At 38.8% G+C, this 19,047-nt stretch carries 18 protein-coding genes and 1 tRNA gene; 5 read left to right on the top strand and 14 right to left on the bottom strand.

All coding sequences use genetic code 11. The features are described from left to right. Positions 1 to 32 precede the first annotated feature (32 nt). Entirely contained in the window at positions 33 to 758 is a 726-nt protein-coding gene (locus ACZ9EE_RS28930; protein ID WP_476032013.1) for a MurR/RpiR family transcriptional regulator, read from the top strand. Positions 759 to 816: 58 nt separating this feature from the next. On the opposite strand, the gene ACZ9EE_RS28925 is transcribed toward ACZ9EE_RS28930, so the two are convergent. The 8 genes from ACZ9EE_RS28925 to ACZ9EE_RS28890 form a co-directional block, all read right to left on the bottom strand. After that, positions 817 to 1,548, bottom strand: coding sequence for a response regulator transcription factor (locus ACZ9EE_RS28925; RefSeq protein WP_476032012.1), 732 nt, complete (start codon positions 1,546 to 1,548; stop codon positions 817 to 819). After that, on the bottom strand, positions 1,520 to 3,373 hold the full coding sequence (locus tag ACZ9EE_RS28920) for a sensor histidine kinase (RefSeq protein WP_476032011.1): 1,854 nt from the start codon (positions 3,371 to 3,373) through the stop codon (positions 1,520 to 1,522). The genes ACZ9EE_RS28925 and ACZ9EE_RS28920 overlap by 29 nt, the downstream gene beginning before the upstream one ends. Before the next feature lie 94 nt (positions 3,374 to 3,467). Next, positions 3,468 to 4,493 carry a TRAP transporter substrate-binding protein gene (locus ACZ9EE_RS28915; RefSeq protein ID WP_476032010.1) on the bottom strand — a complete coding sequence of 342 codons (1,026 nt, stop codon included), beginning with the start codon at positions 4,491 to 4,493 and terminating at the stop codon, positions 3,468 to 3,470. A gap of 50 nt (positions 4,494 to 4,543) precedes the next feature. Beyond that, positions 4,544 to 5,839 carry a TRAP transporter large permease gene (locus ACZ9EE_RS28910; protein ID WP_476032009.1) on the bottom strand — a complete coding sequence of 432 codons (1,296 nt, stop codon included), beginning with the start codon at positions 5,837 to 5,839 and terminating at the stop codon, positions 4,544 to 4,546. Between the two features lies 1 nt (position 5,840). Then, on the bottom strand, positions 5,841 to 6,338 hold the full coding sequence (locus ACZ9EE_RS28905; protein ID WP_476032008.1) for a TRAP transporter small permease: 498 nt from the start codon (positions 6,336 to 6,338) through the stop codon (positions 5,841 to 5,843). A gap of 272 nt (positions 6,339 to 6,610) precedes the next feature. Beyond that, the gene (locus tag ACZ9EE_RS28900; protein WP_476032007.1) at positions 6,611 to 7,438 is read right to left on the bottom strand and encodes a uracil-DNA glycosylase family protein; all 828 of its coding nucleotides are present in this window, start codon (positions 7,436 to 7,438) and stop codon (positions 6,611 to 6,613) included. 188 nt (positions 7,439 to 7,626) lie between these two features. Beyond that, positions 7,627 to 8,838: a threonine ammonia-lyase gene (ilvA, locus tag ACZ9EE_RS28895; RefSeq protein WP_476032006.1), complete on the bottom strand. Its 1,212-nt coding sequence runs from the start codon at positions 8,836 to 8,838 to the stop codon at positions 7,627 to 7,629. A gap of 233 nt (positions 8,839 to 9,071) precedes the next feature. Continuing rightward, entirely contained in the window at positions 9,072 to 9,470 is a 399-nt protein-coding gene (locus ACZ9EE_RS28890; protein WP_476032005.1) for a hypothetical protein, read from the bottom strand. A 143-nt stretch (positions 9,471 to 9,613) separates the two neighbouring features. Between ACZ9EE_RS28890 and ACZ9EE_RS28885 the strand changes: the two genes are divergently transcribed. Further along, positions 9,614 to 9,991: an SET domain-containing protein gene (locus ACZ9EE_RS28885; RefSeq protein ID WP_476032004.1), complete on the top strand. Its 378-nt coding sequence runs from the start codon at positions 9,614 to 9,616 to the stop codon at positions 9,989 to 9,991. A gap of 52 nt (positions 9,992 to 10,043) precedes the next feature. On the opposite strand, the gene ACZ9EE_RS28880 is transcribed toward ACZ9EE_RS28885, so the two are convergent. After that, positions 10,044 to 10,406 (bottom strand): group I truncated hemoglobin, encoded by a 363-nt coding sequence (locus tag ACZ9EE_RS28880; RefSeq protein WP_476032003.1) that lies wholly within the window; start codon positions 10,404 to 10,406, stop codon positions 10,044 to 10,046. 144 nt (positions 10,407 to 10,550) lie between these two features. Here ACZ9EE_RS28880 and ACZ9EE_RS28875 point away from each other — a divergent pair, with 144 nt between their 5' ends. Beyond that, positions 10,551 to 11,603, top strand: coding sequence for a DUF3231 family protein (locus tag ACZ9EE_RS28875; RefSeq protein WP_476032001.1), 1,053 nt, complete (start codon positions 10,551 to 10,553; stop codon positions 11,601 to 11,603). On the opposite strand, the gene ACZ9EE_RS28870 is transcribed toward ACZ9EE_RS28875, so the two are convergent. Further along, the gene (locus ACZ9EE_RS28870) at positions 11,604 to 12,521 is read right to left on the bottom strand and encodes a TIGR01777 family oxidoreductase (RefSeq protein WP_476032000.1); all 918 of its coding nucleotides are present in this window, start codon (positions 12,519 to 12,521) and stop codon (positions 11,604 to 11,606) included. A 12-nt stretch (positions 12,522 to 12,533) separates the two neighbouring features. Further along, complete coding sequence (locus tag ACZ9EE_RS28865; RefSeq protein WP_476031998.1) at positions 12,534 to 13,034, bottom strand: hypothetical protein; 501 nt, start codon at positions 13,032 to 13,034, stop codon at positions 12,534 to 12,536. A gap of 127 nt (positions 13,035 to 13,161) precedes the next feature. Here ACZ9EE_RS28865 and ACZ9EE_RS28860 point away from each other — a divergent pair, with 127 nt between their 5' ends. Next, a complete protein-coding gene (locus ACZ9EE_RS28860) occupies positions 13,162 to 13,335 on the top strand; it encodes a hypothetical protein (protein WP_476031997.1) in 174 nt (57 codons plus the stop codon). A gap of 135 nt (positions 13,336 to 13,470) precedes the next feature. On the opposite strand, the gene ACZ9EE_RS28855 is transcribed toward ACZ9EE_RS28860, so the two are convergent. Further along, positions 13,471 to 15,633, bottom strand: a complete 2,163-nt coding sequence (locus ACZ9EE_RS28855; protein ID WP_476031996.1) for a sensor domain-containing protein — start codon at positions 15,631 to 15,633, stop codon at positions 13,471 to 13,473. A 205-nt stretch (positions 15,634 to 15,838) separates the two neighbouring features. Here ACZ9EE_RS28855 and ACZ9EE_RS28850 point away from each other — a divergent pair. Further along, positions 15,839 to 15,924 (top strand) — tRNA-His (locus ACZ9EE_RS28850). A gap of 74 nt (positions 15,925 to 15,998) precedes the next feature. On the opposite strand, the gene ACZ9EE_RS28845 is transcribed toward ACZ9EE_RS28850, so the two are convergent. Beyond that, positions 15,999 to 17,081 carry an inorganic phosphate transporter gene (locus ACZ9EE_RS28845; RefSeq protein ID WP_476031995.1) on the bottom strand — a complete coding sequence of 361 codons (1,083 nt, stop codon included), beginning with the start codon at positions 17,079 to 17,081 and terminating at the stop codon, positions 15,999 to 16,001. Between the two features lie 256 nt (positions 17,082 to 17,337). Next, a complete protein-coding gene (locus tag ACZ9EE_RS28840; RefSeq protein WP_476031994.1) occupies positions 17,338 to 18,900 on the bottom strand; it encodes an acetate--CoA ligase in 1,563 nt (520 codons plus the stop codon). Positions 18,901 to 19,047 lie beyond the last annotated feature (147 nt).

Genomic DNA, 19,047 nt, shown 5'->3' with positions numbered 1-19,047 from the left:
CGATCTATTTACAGAAGGGATAACCAATAGTAATGTTTTCAAATGAACTAATTGCGTCTTTCAATGAATTAGAAACGTCTTTATACAACTACATCATTCAAAACATTGATAAAGTGGCCTATATGCGAATTCGTGAACTAGCAGATGAAACACATGTCTCTACTGCCACTATTTTACGTTTTTGTAGAAAGGCAAATTGTGAGGGTTTCTCAGAATTTAAAATCAAGCTAAAAATGTATTTAGAAGAACATAAAAAAACGGTTATAAAAAGTTCCCAGCATTCGTTAGTCGAGTTTTTTGAGCGGACATTAAAAGGGGATTTAGAGAAAAAAATCAAAAAGGCAGCAAGTCTTGTGAACAAGGCAGAAAATGTGATTTTTATTGGAATCGGCAGTTCCGGTATTCTGGCAGAATATGGGGCAAGATATTTCTCTAGCTTAGGTAAATTTTCCATGTATATAAAAGACCCCCACTTTCCCATTCACTCCAAACTACGGACGAACAGTGTCACTATTGCTTTATCTGTTTCAGGAGAAACTAATTTTACGATTACACATCTCCATCAACTAAAACAAGATGGAAATAAAATAATCAGTATTACCAACAACAAGCTCTCAACCGTTGCCAAAATTTCTGATCACAACATTTCTTATTATGTTTCGGAAGAATTCATTGAGGAAACGAATATTACGACACAAGTACCGGTTGTTTATATTCTTGAATCAATTGCCCGTGAAATTTATCAACTTAATCAATAGCTTCGATTCAAAAGACAAGCTGCCGATCCCGGCAGCATTTTCATTAACGATATTCATTTCACATCGCTGATTTTCGGAATTCCGATGGAGAGCAGCCGGTAATTCTCTTAAAGTTGTTACTAAAATACGCTAGATCAGAGTAGCCTACCCTATCCGCAATTTCTGACATTCGTAAGGTTGTATTTAGTAACAGCCGTTTACTTTCCTCAATCCGCAGTTCCGTGAGATAATCAACGAATTTTTTGTTCAATTGCTGCTTAAACAATTGACTAAGGTAACTTGGATTCATATGTACACTTTCAGCTGCATCCTTTAAGGTGATTTGGTCTAAGGAAGTTTTTTCTAAATACTGTAATACCCTTTCAATCGTTGAGGAAGGAAGACTTTCATCAACTTTTTTGATATCCAGGTCTTTCTTTTGTTTATCCAGCCACTTTTCAAGGCACGCTTGTAGTTCCGTTTCCTCCACTGGTTTGAGCAAATAATCGGTAACCCCTGTTCTCAGTGCCTGTTGGACAAATTGAAACTCATCATGGACACTGATCACTATCACATCCTGTTTCTTTTTCAACTGACTTAATTCTTTAACCAAAGAAAGTCCGTCCATGACGGGCATCCGGATATCGGTAATGATAAGATCGACATCATTTTGCTTAATCCAATCGAGTGCTTCCAAGCCATTTTCACATTCGTGGATGACATGCAATGGAATATTCAACTTATTTATAGTCCATTTGAGGGCTGTACGAACCCATCTTTCGTCATCTACCAACAAGATATTTTTCTTCATAGTTCTCCCCCTCCACCAGCTGATTTAACACCGGTAAACGGATTAATATCTTTGTGCCGGAACCAAATTTACTTTTAAGCGTGATACCATAGGTCGCTCCAAACAAATAATGAATCCGTTGGTGTACATTTAAAATCCCTATATTCTTTCCATCATGAGCTGGTGTTAGAAGGTGTATTCTATTCCGGATTTGATCTAACTTCCGTTCCATTATTCCTTTTCCATTATCGAAAATACTGATCATATAAGAAGATTCTGAGTCACGATAGACAGAGATCACAATTTTGAGCTTGCTAACACTGCCCTCGTATCCATGTACAAAGCAATTTTCAACCAAAGGCTGCAGGGAAAACTTGATGACCTTGAGCCCCATTGCCCATTCGGGAATATCAAGGTCATATTCAAAACGGTCCTCAAAGCGGAATTTTTGGATCTTTAGGTACATTTCGCAAAAATTAATTTCTTCCCGAAGACTCACGGTCGAAGAATGATTATTCAAATTATAGCGGAGCAATTTTCCTAGTGAATAGGACATCGTTGCAATATGTTCCTGATTCTCTTCCAATGCCATTCCCCTGATCGTCTCAAGAGAATTATAGAGGAAGTGTGGGTTCATTTGCGATTGCAGCATTTTTAATTCTACTTCTTTTTGTTTGAGAGACATTTCCGTTTCTCTTAATTTAGATACATATACTTCCTCAAGTAAATGAGCTAATTTTTTAACCGTATTATTAAAACCTGCCGTTAATTGACCAATTTCATCATGTGAATCCACAAGGACACTGCCTTCCAGTTGACCTGTCTCGACTTCCTTCATAAAATGCTGGAGACGACGAATCGGCCGAATGATGCTCGTCGCGAATCCAAACCCAATTAGATAGGCCAAAATTAACGAAACCATAATGGTGGTAGAAATGGTTTTCTCAATTTGGATAATTCCGCCCGTTACATCACGGTAGGGTACTGCGGTCAGAAAGCGCCAGCCCAGGTTTTGCGAAAAAGCAAACGTAACAAAATCTTTTCGTTTATTATCTAATATTTCCGTATCACTTCCCTCTGTTTTTAAGTTAACAAGCCGCTTGTATTCTACCTTTTTACCAAGTTTCATATAGTCGGGATGGTACACGTAATGTCCGTTAGCATCAAGGATGAAGAAATAGCCGTTTTTGCTGATCGTAACTTTATTAGAAATTTCCTCAATCCGTCTAAAATTAATATCAATGATGAGCATTCCGACCGGCATAAGTGTGCGCGGATTATATAGCCGCCTGACAAGTGATATCACCGGCTGCTCATTATTTGCTAATGTCAACTTTCTTGTTACTAGCATACTCATCCCATTAAGCGGCACCAACCGATACCAATACTCCTCTTTTATTTTGGAGGCGGGATAAAAATTTCTCATCCCAAGGGTATCAATCACTGGTACGTTATCTAATAGGATGGTGATATTACTTATATCAGCCCTTGAGTACTCTGCCGCCTTTAAAGTGTCTCGGGCAGCCTCCATCATGCTCTCCTTTTGACCTGATTCTGTTGATTTTAATAGCCTGGATAATTCAGGGGAATTAATAATTTTGAGGCTGGTAATCTCGAAATCCTGTAAATAATATTCAATATGTGTCTGAACTTGGTCAATGACTTGTCTGCTTGATTGCCTGAGCTCATTTTCAAGCTCAGCGGATGAACGTTTATAGGAGAATATCCCGACTGAAAGCACAGGAAGAATAACGAGAAAACTAGAAAAAACGCAGAGTTTAATCATTAATGATTGATTTTTCAAGAGTATATATCTTTTAGTAAATTCCTCCAGCCTCTTCATCATTTTTCACTCCCACCGGGTTGGATTTTTAAGCAGAAAGAACCTAGCTGGGAAAGGAAACTTTTCCCAACTAGGCTATTTAGCAGGCCGCTAGTGATTAGGGACGGGCTTTTTCAATTGCATCCATGACTTCTTTATAATCTTTTGAATACGAATCAACCATCGATTTAACGGCATCTTTCCATGGTTGAATATCATCGACCTCTGTAAAGACTACGCCAGCATCTTTTAGTTTCTTAGTGGAACGCTCTTCCCATTTATCCCATTCTTCTCTTTGAGTTTTCACAGAATCAAGAGCGGCTTGTTTAATCAATTTTTGATCCTTTTCAGATAGCTTATCCCATGCAGCCTTGCTAATAAGCAGTACTTCAGGAATACGCTGATGGTGGTCTAAAATAAGATTTTTCGCTTCCTGATAATGATTGGAAGAGTCTAAACTAGGAAGGTTATTTTCTGCACCATCAATGATCCCTGTTTGCAGGGCACTGAAAACCTCTCCATATGGCATTGGTGTTGCACTTGCACCTAAAGCTGACATGAAATCAATATTAATTTTACTTTGTTGTACACGAATCTTTTGCCCTTTGAGATCTTTCACACTTTTTAATGGTTTAGTAGAGTAAAAGCTGCGTGAACCGGAATCATAATAAGCAAGCCCTTTCATTTTGGACTGCTCTAATCCATCTAACAATTTGCTTCCCATCTCACCGTTAAGAAAATTCCATAAATGCTCTTCGCTATCAAAAACATATGGCAGTCCAAGCGCAGTGAATTGATTATTAAATTCAGCAAGCGGGCTGGAATTGATTCTTGTAAACTCAATGGCGCCAAGCTGAACTTGTTCTAAGACGGATTTTTCATCCCCTAATTGAGCAGAAGGGAAAACCTCTATTTTAATCCGGCCTTTCGTTCTTTCTTCCACTAATTCAGCAAACTTTTTGTCCCCGACAACGGTTGGATAATCAGGCGGCTGATTGTCAGCCAAACGGAAGGTGTATTTTGGCTCCTCCTCCTTAGTCCCCCCATCCTTTGTGCTTGATGCTTCTTCTTTACCACAAGCTGCGAGGATAGTCCCCATTAACAATGTTGCTGCTAAAATACCGGTAATCTTCCTTTTCTTCATCTAATAACCCCCTTGATTGTTTTAAAAATTTATTGTTACCTTTCCTTCGGCTACTTAACTAACAAATGTGGGAGCCACATAACCACCTCAGGAATATAGGTAATAATTAAGAGAACAACTATTAGTGCATAGAAAAATGGCATCATCGCTTTGGTCCCTTGCTGGATCGAGACCTTTCCAATCGCACAGCCGACGAACAACACGGTTCCAACCGGTGGTGTCAATAGACCAATCCCAGCATTTAAAATCAGGACAATACCAAAGTGAACGGGGTCCATCCCAAAACTTGTGACGACCGGAAGAAGGATTGGCGTCATAATTAATATCATTGGGGCCATGTCCATTGGTGCACCTAGCAGCAGTAACAAAATATTAATAATTAAGAGAATAATAAGTGGATTATCAGAGATACTTAAGAATAAATTGGTCACCATGGCAGGAACCTTTAAATAGGCTAAAATCCAGCCAAAGGAAGCAGACGCAGCAATTAAGAAAAACACCATAGAAACCGTTCGCATCGTCCGGGTTAAGATTTTCCATAGATTCGCAAATTTTGCTTCTCGATATACGACAAATGCTAGAATGAAAGAATATAAGCAAGCTAACGCACCAGACTCCGTTGCGGTAAACCAACCCGTCAAAATACCGCCTAAGATAATAACCGCTGGGCTTAGCGATAATAAGCCATGTAAAATTATACCGCCTATTTCAGCTCGAGGTACAGGGTCCGCTTTTTGATAGCCGCGTTTCCTAGCTATAATGTAACCTGTAATCATTAAGGAAATTAACATGATGAAACCTGGTACAATCCCAGCCATAAATAAACTGGCAATCGATACGCCGCCTGCTGCTAAGGAGTATAAAACAAGATTATGACTCGGCGGCACCACTACCCCTTGAATGGCGGAAGCGATGGTAACACCAACCGCATAGTCTGCTTCATATCCCTTCTTTTTCATCATCGGTATCATAACAGAACCAACCGAAGAAACGTCAGCGACTGCAGAGCCGGAAATATTCCCAAAAAACAAGGCGGCCACACTGTTCACCATGGCAAGTCCGCCTCGGATTCGGCCAACCATTAAACTAGCGAAATTGACAATCCGGGTAGCCAAGCCACCCTCACTCATGATTTGTCCTGTCAAAATAAAGAAAGGAATCGCAAGCAATGAAAAGGAGTTCATTCCTTGAATCATTTGCTGCCCTACGACAGGAAGAGGAATCTTTAAGTAAATAACCGTAAGTAAGGATGATGCAATAAGTGTTAGGGCAATCGGAAAGCGAAATAGGATTAATAGGACAAAGCTTGATAGTAAAATAATAATGCCAATTGTATTTGTATCCATGCTACATTCCCTCCTCTAGATCTTTATGACGATTGGTATCAATGCTAAAGAATTGGAGAAGTGAATAGACACAAATCATTACTCCTGTGGCTGGCATGACCGCATAAGTAATACTGCTTGGCAGTTTCGTTGCCGGCAAGGTAGAATCGAGCATCAATACAGTAAAATCCCAGCCCTGAATGACAAGATATAAACCAAAGGCAAAAATCGAAGCACTGATAATCTTGTCTAAAACCTTATTGAATTTCTTTGGAAATAGATTAGTAAACGAATCAATTCCCATATGAATGTACTCGCGAAATCCAATTGCGATCGCCATGAAGGCAAACCAGGCAAGCAGCAAAAGCGTAATTTCCTCAGACCAAAAGAAAACAAAATTAAATAATTTTCGTGTCATAACCTGGGTAGTTACGACCAAGATCAGGGCAACTAGCGATAATAGTGTAACTTTTTCGAAAACTTTATCGATAATTAGACCTATCTTCTTTATCACATTCATAAGCCTTCCTCCAACTTGAAAACGTTTTCTTGTCTTTCATTTTACGGACCTTATGAATGTTTTAAAATGTTGTTTTTTTAGGAGAATTTGTGTTTTTTTTAGATTGGTTCGATTTATTAGTTTATTAAACGAATTAATTAATTTAAACTTAACATGTTTATCGATTTCATTCAACTAGCCTAAGCTAAAAGATTCCTCAATGCAAAAAGACCGCACTGCGGTCCTTTCTTAGACGTAAAAAGAGTAATTTAACTATTTTTCCGATTGAAACCTTATTTTTTGAAAAATTGATTCAACTGATGTTTCATTTCTTCTTTATTTTCCCGAAATTGCCGGTGCCGATGGCCATTCCCTCCTGATGGGTGCGGAAATCCGCTGAGAACATAGTGGCTCTTTATCAGTTGCTTGTCGATTAAGGATTTTATAACCTTGCTTATTTTAACACCTAGAGGAATGATTAGAGGTTCTTGAAGTTTGATCATATCATTAACAAAGTATTTCGTTACATATGCCCATAAAACCTTTGTTTTGATTATAGCTGGCCTGGAGCCATTAAAGTTTTTTTGATCAAAGAATACAGCATAAGGTAGCAGTGAAGTATTATATACTAAGTGACTCGATCGTCCAAATAGATCTATTGTTGAAGGGATGCCTAAATGTCCAGCGAGTCCTAGTTCATCCAGCATCGCGACCAGGTTTTTACGCATCGTTCCTTCAAAGCTCGCTTTCTTTTTTACTTCATGAAGGATTTCTTCATCACTCCAACCGCGGTCCTTGCATTCTACTACAGTGGTAAAGGCCTTTTTCATTTGATGCAATCCAGGTGTAATGCCGACGATTACCACTTTGGCCTGGTCATTGATATAATCAAAAGGAGTATAATAAATCTCCAATTTTTTCTCTGTGTCCTGGTCTATTAAAAACCTTTTATTGAGAATATCTTTGTCCTTTATTGGCAGTGATAAATCAGAGATTTTGCCTTTGAAATCTGAAAACCTAGAAGCTGCGACAATACCCAAATGATCACCTGCTTTCCTAGAAAAAGAGGTTTCTAAAAGCCTCCGATTTAATGATTGTTTAACTTCAAGGATGAATGACAAGATTACGAGCAGGGAGTCTTTTCCTAATGGTTACACATTAAATTCGCAGGTGATTCGGACAAAATCAGGTGGAATTTGATTAGGATTGTCCGAATGCGGGACTGGTTCGGACACGATCTTCTAGTAATCAACCTGACTTGTCTGAACCCACCTCGAATTTGCACTCCACCAACTAGAAATCAATCAGCCTAATCCGAATCCTTGACAGCATAACCATTTTTTTTCAAAACGCTCCTAATTTCCTCAATATGATCCTGATTTTTCGTTTCTAACGCAAGCTCTAGCTGGGCATAGCCAGGATAAATATCCTTACCAACATGATCAAGATGAACTGATTGAATATTAGCATCTAACTCCGAAATAGACCCCAGCACCCTTTGCAGTTCACCCGGTTTATCTTTTACAATCATAGAAAAATTAGCATACCTTCCGGATTCCACCATACCTCGCTCAATAATCCTCGAAATAAAATTCACATCAACATTCCCGCCGCTAATAACCGCAACCACATTCTTCTCTTTAAAATTCACCTTTTGATATAAAAGAGAAGCTAACGAAACAGCTCCTGACCCTTCTACCAACAGCTTATTTCGTTCTAACAAAAGCAACATCGTTCTGGCAATTTCCATTTCATCGACACAAATAATATCATCCACATACTTTTCAGCCAGTTCAAAATTATGTAAACCTGGTTTCTTGACGGCAATTCCGTCTGCCATTGTCGGCGTGGACTCTACCTTAACTGGTCCATTCTCCACGAGTGATTGTTTCATGCTCGGGCAGGCCATCGCTTGAACACCATAAACACGGACATGGGGATTTTTCTCCTTCACGGCTAATGCAATACCGCCAATAAGTCCGCCGCCCCCAACTGGTACCATAATCGCTTCCACTTCTGGAAGTTGTTCAAGTATTTCTAATCCAACCGTCCCTTGTCCCGCAATAACCGCGTCATCATCAAAGGCATGAACGAATGTAGCCCCCATCTGTTCCTTTAAATCTAATGCGTACGCAAGGGCATCATCGAATGTTTGTCCGTGAAGAACTACCTTCGCACCATATTGTCTCGTCGCTGACACTTTACTAAGCGGCGCCCCCTTTGGCATCACAATGGTGCATGGAATGCCTAACATTTGACTGGAATAGGCAACACCCTGAGCATGATTACCGGCGGAGGCTGCCACTACCCCTTTATGTAATTCCTCTTCCGTTAAAGAAATCATTTTATTATAGGATCCTCTTACTTTAAAAGAACCTGTTTTCTGCAAGTTTTCCAGCTTTAGATAGACTTTATTATTTGCTGAAATACTGCTGAAGGTTTGCGAAAAATCTAATGGGGTTGTATGGACAATTCCCTTCATTTTTTCACGTGCAAGAATGATATCATCTAGGCTAATCAAATCAACTACCTCCTATATCCCAGTTTCTTATTTTTAGGATGTCTTTGGTCAGATTATCTATACTTCAGCGGTTAACAGATAAAGAGTTAATTGCCACCATGCCTAATTTGTTTAAGCAATTCCTTTTACATAAACTTGCCCTTCTTGTTTTATTTCACGTATTTCCAAGGACTACAAGGTTATATAACCTTTTAATTTATATGGTATCTTAATCTTGGATCATCCTCTCGTCTCTAAGGAACAATCCTAGGCGGCTGGACGTTTTCCTCATCAAGCACTCGAAGACCGCCAATTACTTCATAGGCAGATCCAACCGACACAAGGAAATCTCCGGTTATCGCAATTTTTTGTTCTTGGACTAGTTTTATTTTATCGGTTTCTCCAAGTTGACTTTGTACTGATAAAGCCTCTAATAATTGACCGATTGTCCGAATCCATGCACCTGTTAGGATTTGCTGTTCACCAAACCGATTAGGATCTTCCTCTAAATGAAATAATCCCGATAAGCCTTTTATCTCTATAAACTGTCCGATGACCTGAATCCAGAGACCAAGGGCAACTTCTTTTTCGAGCTCTAATATCTTTTGGTCTTTATCATAATGTTCATTATTTATCTGAGTAAACCTATCCATGCCACTCACCCCGGAAGACAATTTTCAATTAGTTTATGATATACCACTGCTATCGTGAGTGATTTTTCCTAGGAAGAGATCTAGTCAAACCGCCCCCTCCTGGCATAAAGTAGTAAAAAGCCAAATTGGATGATAAATGGGCGGTGAATAAATTGTTGGAAGTAAAAGCTTGTAAATATGGCAGAGGCATCTTTGCAACAAGGAATATTAGTAAGGGAGAGCTGATTCATGAGGCCCCGGTGATTATTTCCCCAAGTGAAGAATATAAACACCTAAAGAAGACAGTATTTGTAGAGTATGTATTTTGGTGGGGCGAAAATTTAGAGGAATGTGCTTTGGCATTAGGCTATGGTTCGCTATTTAACCATTCCTTTACACCAAATGCTTTATACAAGCTTAACTTAACTCAAAAAACGATTGACTTTTATGCACATACCGATATAAATGAAGGCGACGAAATCATGATCAATTACAATGGCGACCCTAAAGATGAGACACCTGTATGGTTTGATATCATTTAAGAATTTTATAAACACAAACGGGACCTAAAATAGGTCCCGTTTTCGCTTTATTCTACTGGTACAAGATATCATCTCGTAGGGACGCTACCTTAGTTAAAGCCGTATCAATATCAGCTTCACTCACACCATAATGAGCAAGGGCATCATGCAAATGGTTCACAATTGCATTAAAATGTTCTGGCTGTAAATTCATTCCATGGTGCGCTTTTGCCATTGATTGGCCAGAATATTGGTTGGGACCGCCAAGTGCAAAACTGATAAACTTGGTTTGATGTTTCTTTTGCTTTTCCATATCGGTGTGTTCAAAAAATCGATTTACCGTTTGGTCCTTTAACACTAATTCATTATAAAAATAATCGACCACTTTTCCAATTGCTTCTTGTCCGCCAAGTTTTTCATAAAGACTTTGTTTCATAAATCTTCACTCCTATTTCTGTAACATACAAAGCTATTTTCCTCTAACTCATCGTAAATATTCGATTTGTTAATAAAACAAGTCACTAGAATAAATTCCTTTTGTTAGAAAAAACTAAGAAAAATAAGTTAAGGGGTATTCTAGATGCAACCTAATAAAGTGATTAGACCGTTAAAATTAAGCCCAAACAATTTAAAACCAAGTGCAAAGTTAACAGCACCTGAAATGGGAAAACTGTGGGCAACTTATGTAGGAAATAGTATGTCACATTATATAATAAAATACTTTCTTAAACATGTCGATGATGAGGATATTAGACTCCTATTAGAAAACGGTCTAAGTTTGTCTGAGGATTTCATGCAGAGGATTGAGGAATTCCTATTAAAAGAGAACCATCCGGTTCCTATTGGTTTTACAAAAGACGATGTAAATCTTGGGGCACCTCGTTTATTTCAAGATGAATTTTATGTTCACTATTTAAAATATGCAGCAAAAGCAGGTTTGAGTTTATACAATGTTGCCATTCCTTTAGTGCTTAGAGAGGATATCAGAGACTTTTTTATTTATTGTAATGTCTCTACGATTACGTTTCTTGGCCAGTTGAACGATGTATTAATGACGAAAGGTCTAATCATAAAACCACCTGTCCTGCCTATTCCCGAAAAAGTAGATTTTGTTAAAAAGCAAAATTACTTAAAAGGATTTTTCGGGGATATTCGCTCACTACACGCACTCGAAATCACACATCTCTACGATAACATTGAAAATAACACAACCAGCAAAGCTTTATTAATTGCCTTCAGCCAGGTTGCAAAAGATGAAGATGTCCGACAATTTCTCATTCGCGGCCGCGAAATAACAGATCGATCCGTTAAGCAATATAGTGAAAAATTACAAAAAGATAATTTACCTTTCCCTACTCAGTTAGACCATTTAGTAACGGAATCTACCTTTTCACCCTTCTCCGATAAATTAATGGTCTTTCACAAGGTTGATATGTTCTCAATGAAGATTAGAGCGTTTGGTAATTCGATTGCAGTAAATGGAAGAAGAGATATTGGGGCAATGTACATGCGTTCACTCGCAGAAATGTTGGTATACGTTGAAGATGGAGCCAATCTATTGATTGATAATGGCTGGATGGAGGAGCCTCCGAAGGCTGCCGATCGGTCAGATTTAGCATCCAATAAGTCTTAATTATTGGATGCTCTTTTTATTTACCAGTAAGTCCTCTAGGGCAGGTTTAAGTGAAGCGTAGGAGAATTCAAAGCCTTCGCGTTGCAAAACAACTGGGTCAACATACTGTCCTTCTAATACAAGTGCACTCTTTTGCCCCAGGACTAATTTCAAAGCAAATGAAGGTACTGGCAGCCAGTGTGGACGGTGTAAAACGGACCCAATCGTTTGACCAAACTCCTTCATTCTAACGGGAGCAGGTGCGGTGATATTGACTGGTCCACGTAATTGTTGATTTTCGATCGCAAAAAGAATCGCTCGAACTACATCCAACACATGAACCCAGGATACCCACTGTTCACCGGAACCAACCGTCCCGCCTGCAAACAATTTATAAGGCAATGCCATCAAAGGAAGTGCACCACCATCCCGACCGAGCACTACTCCAAATCTCATAAAAACGGTGCGAATTCCATCTGCCTCTACTTGTTTGGCTTTCTTCTCCCAGTCTTGAACCGTTCTCGCTAAAAAGTCATCGGCGATTTCTTTAGATTCTTCCGTGTAGATCGCATTTTTAGAGGCTGGGTAGATCCCAATGGCACTTGCATTGATAAACACACTGGGCCTGCTCTCTAATCTGTGGATAATCCGGATCAGCTCATTTGTTGCTTTCATCCGGCTGTCATATATTTGCTTTTGGTGTCTCGCATCCCATCTTCCCTGATTAATCGAAACTCCCGCTAGATTAATAAATCCATCAGCACTCTTGATTTCTTCTTCAGGTCTAGTCCCTTCCGTCAGCCATTTCACATATGTAGCCTTTCCTGATGCCATGGATGCCGTTCTAGTTAAAATAACAATTTCATGTCCTTTTTCTAGAAGATAGTTGGTTAATTTTTGGCCGATAAATCCTGAACCGCCCGCAATCACAAATTTCATCTTATCCCCCCATCATTTATCTGTTTTTTTCCAATGGTCATAAATGAATACCTTAAACAATTCATAAAGTTGTGCTTTTTTTTGATTTTTCAACCATTCTACTTGTTCAATGGGCAGTTTTAGTTTTATATTGATATATTCATCCGGCATCTCTACTTTTCGTATTTCTTCGAGGGTGATGCCTTCTTCAAGATTTGGAAACCATGTATCATTCTCATTTACCTGCTCCAAAAAATAATAATCATCAGGGTCATCCAGTTCACAAAATAAATTAAGCTGCGGCAAGCCTCCTGCTAAAACCTTTACATGCATTATTGAATGGACGACTCTGCCATCTTCTAATTCTATTTCAATGATGAGATTATCTTCCTTTTTATATTTTTTTACGACAACCTCACTGACGATTAGGTCCAACTCTAAAGTAAATCCGGAACTTGCTTGAAACACATAGATTGCACTTTTAAATATGTGGATGCTATCCCCATCAATTTTGACTGATTTGACTACTGCCATAATGGTTCCCCCAAAAAGTTGTTAAAAATATGTATTGGATTATCTATCATCATAACATCAAATGAGCTTTTTGAGGATGAGAAATGGCCTGGGATAAGTTCTATTTAAAGAGTAAATACTAAATATCATGAATAAAGGAGTGTTTACAGTGGTAAAAGAAAAAATGAATCAAAGTAATGATGATAATAAATCGGGGCAGCACAAAAAAACGTTAGATGATATTAAAAAGAAAAGTCCGATGGATTGGGGCGTCCTAGACTTAGCGGAAAGTGTTCAGCATCAAACTGCTGAGGAAGATTAATCAACAATTCAGATTGACGGCCGTCTACCCTCAAAATGTTTCATACACGTCAATAGAGCTTTTTGACGACCGTCTATCCCAAGAATGTTCCAACAGTGTACTCCACCTGTAAATCAAAACTACTGCTCTACCATTCTATTCAATGTTAAGTAATATAAGAGATTCTGTATCGCTACTAAGCAGCCTTTTTACTTCGTGCGCTTCAACAGGTTTGCTAATATAATTTCCCTGAGCAAAGTCGCAACATCGATTAACAAGGAAATCATACTGTCCCCCATTTTCCACACCTTCTGCAACGACATTGATTTTCAAACTATGGGCCAAGGAGATTACAGCAGAAGCAATCCTTGCATCTGCGTCGTCGCTTTCGATATTAGTCATAAACGAGCGGTCAAGCTTAAGTGTATCAATTGGAAAAAATTTTAAATAGCTTAGCGAAGAGAACCCTGTGCCAAAATCATCAATCGATATCTTAATTCCTAACTGTTTTAATTTTTGTAAGAAAATCACGGCCTCTTCAGGATTCTTCATAACCATTCCTTCTGTCACTTCCAATTCCAGCGACTCCGGTGACAACCCTGTATCTTCAAGAATAGAGATAATCATTTCAACTAGGTTCTGTTTTTGAAACTGTTTTGGTGACAAATTGACACTAATGGTTAAATTACCAAAGCCTGAATCCTGCCATTCTTTACACTGCTTGCAGGCCTCCCGCAATACCCACTCGCCAATTGGAACAATGAGGCCCGTTTCTTCGGCTATCGGGATAAAGGCATCTGGAAAGATAAGTTGATCCAATTTATTTTTCCATCGAATTAACGCCTCCATCCCTTTGATTTCACCTGTTTGTAAGTTTACTTTAGGTTGATAATGAAGGATAAATTCATTTTCATCCAAGGCCTTTCTTAATAGAATTTCTAGGTCCATCCGTTTATTCGCATGATGTTTCATATCTGGATGGTATAAACTATAGCAGCTTCTCCCCAGGTCCTTAGAACCGTACAACGCGAGGTCAGCATTTTTTATCAGTGAATTAAGGTCTGTCCCATCTTTTGGATAAAAACTAATTCCCATACTGGCTGAGATATTGAGCTTTTGCCCCTTTATTAGGAAAGGGACTGCCATCATTTCCATAATTCGATCGCAGATACCGGTAATTTCCTGTTCACTTGATAAATGAGGGATAAGAATGATAAATTCATCCCCGCCAAAACGCGCCAGTTTAACCTCTCTATGATCTGTTGCGGCTTGCAATCTTTTGGAAACTTCCTGTAACAGCAAATCACCCGCTTCGTGTCCCAAACTATCATTTACGACCTTGAAATAGTCCAAGTCCAGTAAAATAAAACCCAATACGCTTGAGGATTCATTCTTTTCTCCGATATGATCCTCTAGAATGGATTGGATTGCCCAGCGATTGGGCAGATTCGTTAAGGCATCATGAAAAGCCATATGTTTGATTTGCGCTTCTGCTCTTTTTTTATCACGAATGTCACGACAGAGGGCAAAAAACATTTGATTTTCCCCAATATGAATAAGGCGAATATTGATGTCAACCGGAATTTGAATACCATTATTCCCCGTCATGAGATCCTCAAAATTACTGGAGGCCTGTTCTTTGGAATCAATTTTTAAGTGTTTTACTTTTTCGGGAAGGTTAGAAAAGACCATTTCAGTACTCATCCTAAGAAGTTCTTCTTTGGAAAAGTTCAATACTTCGCATGCAGCTGGATTGACCTCCGTAAACATTCCATCTATTCCAATTAAGAAAAAACTATCCGCAGCCTGCTCTGTTAAACTTCTGAACTTTTCTTCACTTTCTTTTAAGCGATTTTCAGCTCTGACACGATCTGTTATCTCTAATGCAAAACCAAGTAAAACGTCTTCATCCGATTCATCAATATGGATAATCGTCTTTCCAGAAAACATATGATGTTCCTCGCCTTGGTATCCACTTGGAAACTCCCTGGTGATAAGCTGCCGTTTCTTCCACACTTCAAGGTCATACGCTCGATTCAGTTCGGCGATTTCACGGGGAAAGTAATCAAAGATCGTCTTTCCAACGATTTTATCTAAAGTTACTCCATTCGAAAGGCATACTTGTTTGTTGGCATAAAGGGTGCGCCCTGCCGGATCTTCCAAGAAGATATTAATGGGTAAAGCGTCCAGAATACTCTGATATAACGATTCGTTTACACGAATTTGCTTTGAAAGCTCCTGGTTTTGCCGTTCCAGTGCAGCGATCTGTAAACGCAGCTTTTCTAATTCATTTGCCTGCTGATTAGACTGAACGTTCATCTACACCCTCCTCTAATTTTATATAAAGCAGTTGATTTTAGGTTTGCAATAAATAATTTAATTTATCTCTATTATATAACATTATCTAATAGGAATATTTGCTCACTTTTGTAATTTAAGAAAGATTTATGAATATGAGAGAAAAAAAATGAAGCGCTAGCGTGGGAATTGTATAAAATATCATGTTAAGGGTATTTTATAGATAGGACTTGTAGCTCAATGATAGAGCAACTTGCAGTCATCCTATGAAGACTGTAATGTATCTTGTGGGTTTGAATCCCACCAAGTCCTTTAAAACGAAGTAGCTCCAGACATCATCGTTTATGAGATGAAGCCTGGAGCTACATTTTTTTATTGATAGCCGTTTAGATCCCGCCACCCTCATCATGAATGGTGCTGTTTTCTTTACGAATGTTGGCATAAAGGCTTAGCGTCCCTAAAGCAGCGATTAACGTACTTACTATGACGATAATATTGTAAAAATTAGTCTTGATCAACAGATTAATTAATGTATAAGAAATAACCAATGAAGCTAACGGTGAAATCAGCCAGACTTTTAAAATCTTTCTAATCACCGCTTTTTGCCAAAAACCAATCCTATTTTTGGATGCTCCAATTCCTAAGATCCCACATGTGGTTACTTGAGTTAAAGGAATGGGCAGCCCAAAGATAGAGGCAATCGTAACTAAGGCTCCACCAGTAAATGAAACCGCACTGCCCTCTAATAAGGAAAGTTTCGTAATTTTCTTACCATTTGTTTCGATTACTCTGCCCCCCAAGAGAATTGCACCTATAGCAACAAATAATCCGCCGATCCAAATCCCTTTAGATGCGGAAAGCATCCCTGCTCCTACTAACGGTCCCACCGCATTGGCGACGTTATTCATCCCTGCGGAAAAGGCTTCAAAGCACCCACCTAAGACAAGGATCCGCCCCAGCCATTTTTTCCACTTTCCTTGCTTTGTCAAACTTGGCCAGCGCTTTTCAGATTTGGCAATCAGCTTTCCAAAAATAAATGTAATCAGAAATGAAACAACTGGAACAATGATCCAAAAAGCAATAATAACGATTAGACTATTAATGAACAAACTCTTATAGGCAATTCCCGCACCGACTATCGCCCCAACGGTAACTTCACTTGTCGATAATGGGATTCCCATTAAGTTTGCGATAAACAATGTGAGGGTTGCTCCTGCTAGAATAAGAGCCACTAGTTCAATCGTAAGGATTTTTGAAGGAATAATCCCACTTCCAATGGTCTTTACGACCTCTCCGCCACCAAGAACGGCACCTAAAAAAGCGGCGATTGCTACTAATACCATAGCAAGCCATTTATTCCTTATCGCATCAGCACCATAGGCAGATCCCATTGATGCGGCAGTTCCGCTTGCGCCAATGTTCATTGCGAAGAAGAATGCTATGATAAAAGCTAAATACGTCCAAAACATATCAATCTCTCCTTATGTATCTCTATCTATCTAGTAGAATAAATCTCGCAATGTTCCGAAACTTCAATTCGCACTATTCAGGTAGGATTAATTTTATATTATACAATTCCTTTTCATAATAAGCAACATCCAAATTACTTATGTAACAGAATTTTTTAAATTTTTCAAAGAGAGCTATTTAATGTTGACCTTTCCTAGGCAAGAAAAAAATGCTATAACCCATACGGCTATAGCATCTTTTATCATTTTCATAACTCTATTTTTGTACTCTCAAAGCCACCCTGCGGATTTTTCCTGAGTCGGTTTTAGGCAGTGCTTCCATATATTCTATCACACGTGGATACTTATAAGGAGCAGTTAAGTTTTTTACGAAGCTTTGCAATTCTTTTGTTAACTCGACTGTACCGTCAATCCCGTCTTTTAATACCACGCATGCTTTTACGACATTACCTCTAACAGGATCCGGTGAAGCCACAACAGCACACTCTTTTACGGCTTTATGCTTCATTAACGCATCTTCGACTTCAAAAGGTCCAATCGTATAGCCGGAGCTGATGATAACATCATCTTTTCTACCCTGGAACCAATAATAATTGTCCTCGTCTCTAAATGCACGGTCGCCAGTTAAAAAGTAGTCACCAAGATAAGAAGCAGCAGTGGATTCTTGATTTTTATAATAGTGTTGAAATAAGGCTGGGAAATCCCTTTTAATCGCAATCGTCCCAACTTCTTTCACTGGAGCTGGCTGTCCTTCTTCGTTTACAACTTCAATATATTCAGGCATTAATGGCTGGCCCATCGAACCTAATTTGCTCTCATCAATATTTAAATTAGCAATTAATAAAGTACTTTCAGTCTGGCCATAACCGTCACGGATGAGGATGTTAAATTCATTCTTAAAGACATCAATGACTTCACGGTTTAGTGCCTCACCTGCAGAAACAGCTGTATGTAATGGGCTGAGATCGAATTGAGAAAGATCATCTAATTTTGCCATCATTCGATACTCTGTTGGTGTACAGCATAAAACATTGACCTTGTTGTCCTGAAGGAGCTGCAAGTATTTATGCGGCTGGAATCTTCCATTATAGACAAAGCCAGTTGCACCTGAACCTAAGATCGATAAGAAAGGACTCCAAACCCATTTCTGCCAGCCTGGTGCTGCTGTTGCCCAAACAAGATCGTCTTCACTAATGTTTAGCCATTTTGAAGCGGCGATTCGTACGTGAGCGTAACCCCAGCTATGGCTGTGAACAACCCCTTTTGGCTGCCCTGTAGTACCAGATGTATAAGCTAAAAAGGCCACATCGTCTTTTAAGGTATCTGCATCTGTGAAATTTTCTGACTCTTCTTCCATCAACGCTTCCATTGAGAGCCAATTAGGTACTTCCTGGCCGAAGGCAATCTGATATTGAAGGAAAGGAGTTTCCTCTGTGATATTTTCAAATTCATGAATTAAATTGTAATAGGATATAACAGCTTTCGCTTCGGAATGATTTAAACGATAAACTAAATCTTTTGCACGAAGCAATTCAGATGAAGGGCTTATGACAATCCCTGCTTTTAAACATGCTAAATAAATCACATAAGACTCGATTAATCGAGTTGTCATGACAACGATACGGTCGCCTTTACTAAGACCTAGTTTCGTTAAACCATTAGCCAGTTTGTTTGCCTTCTTATTAAGCTCATTATAAGTTACTGTCTTAGATTCTCCTGATTCATTTTCCCATTTCAAAGCAATCTTATCGGATGCATGCTTTGAAATTTCACTTGCTAAATTAAAGTGTTCTGGTGCAATTAATGAGTTCAAATCCACTTTTGTCAATCTCCAATCTGATAATTTAAAAACAACATTCGATTAATTTGTCAGGTTCTCTATAAAATCAGTTATGAAAAAATTCTATAGATTTAGTACCTAGTAATAGTACAAGCCTCTAAAAAACAATATACTTACAATAATACC

Source organism: Bacillus sp. URHA0034 (assembly GCF_056280405.1).
This window is presented reverse-complemented; position numbering and strand designations above follow the sequence as displayed.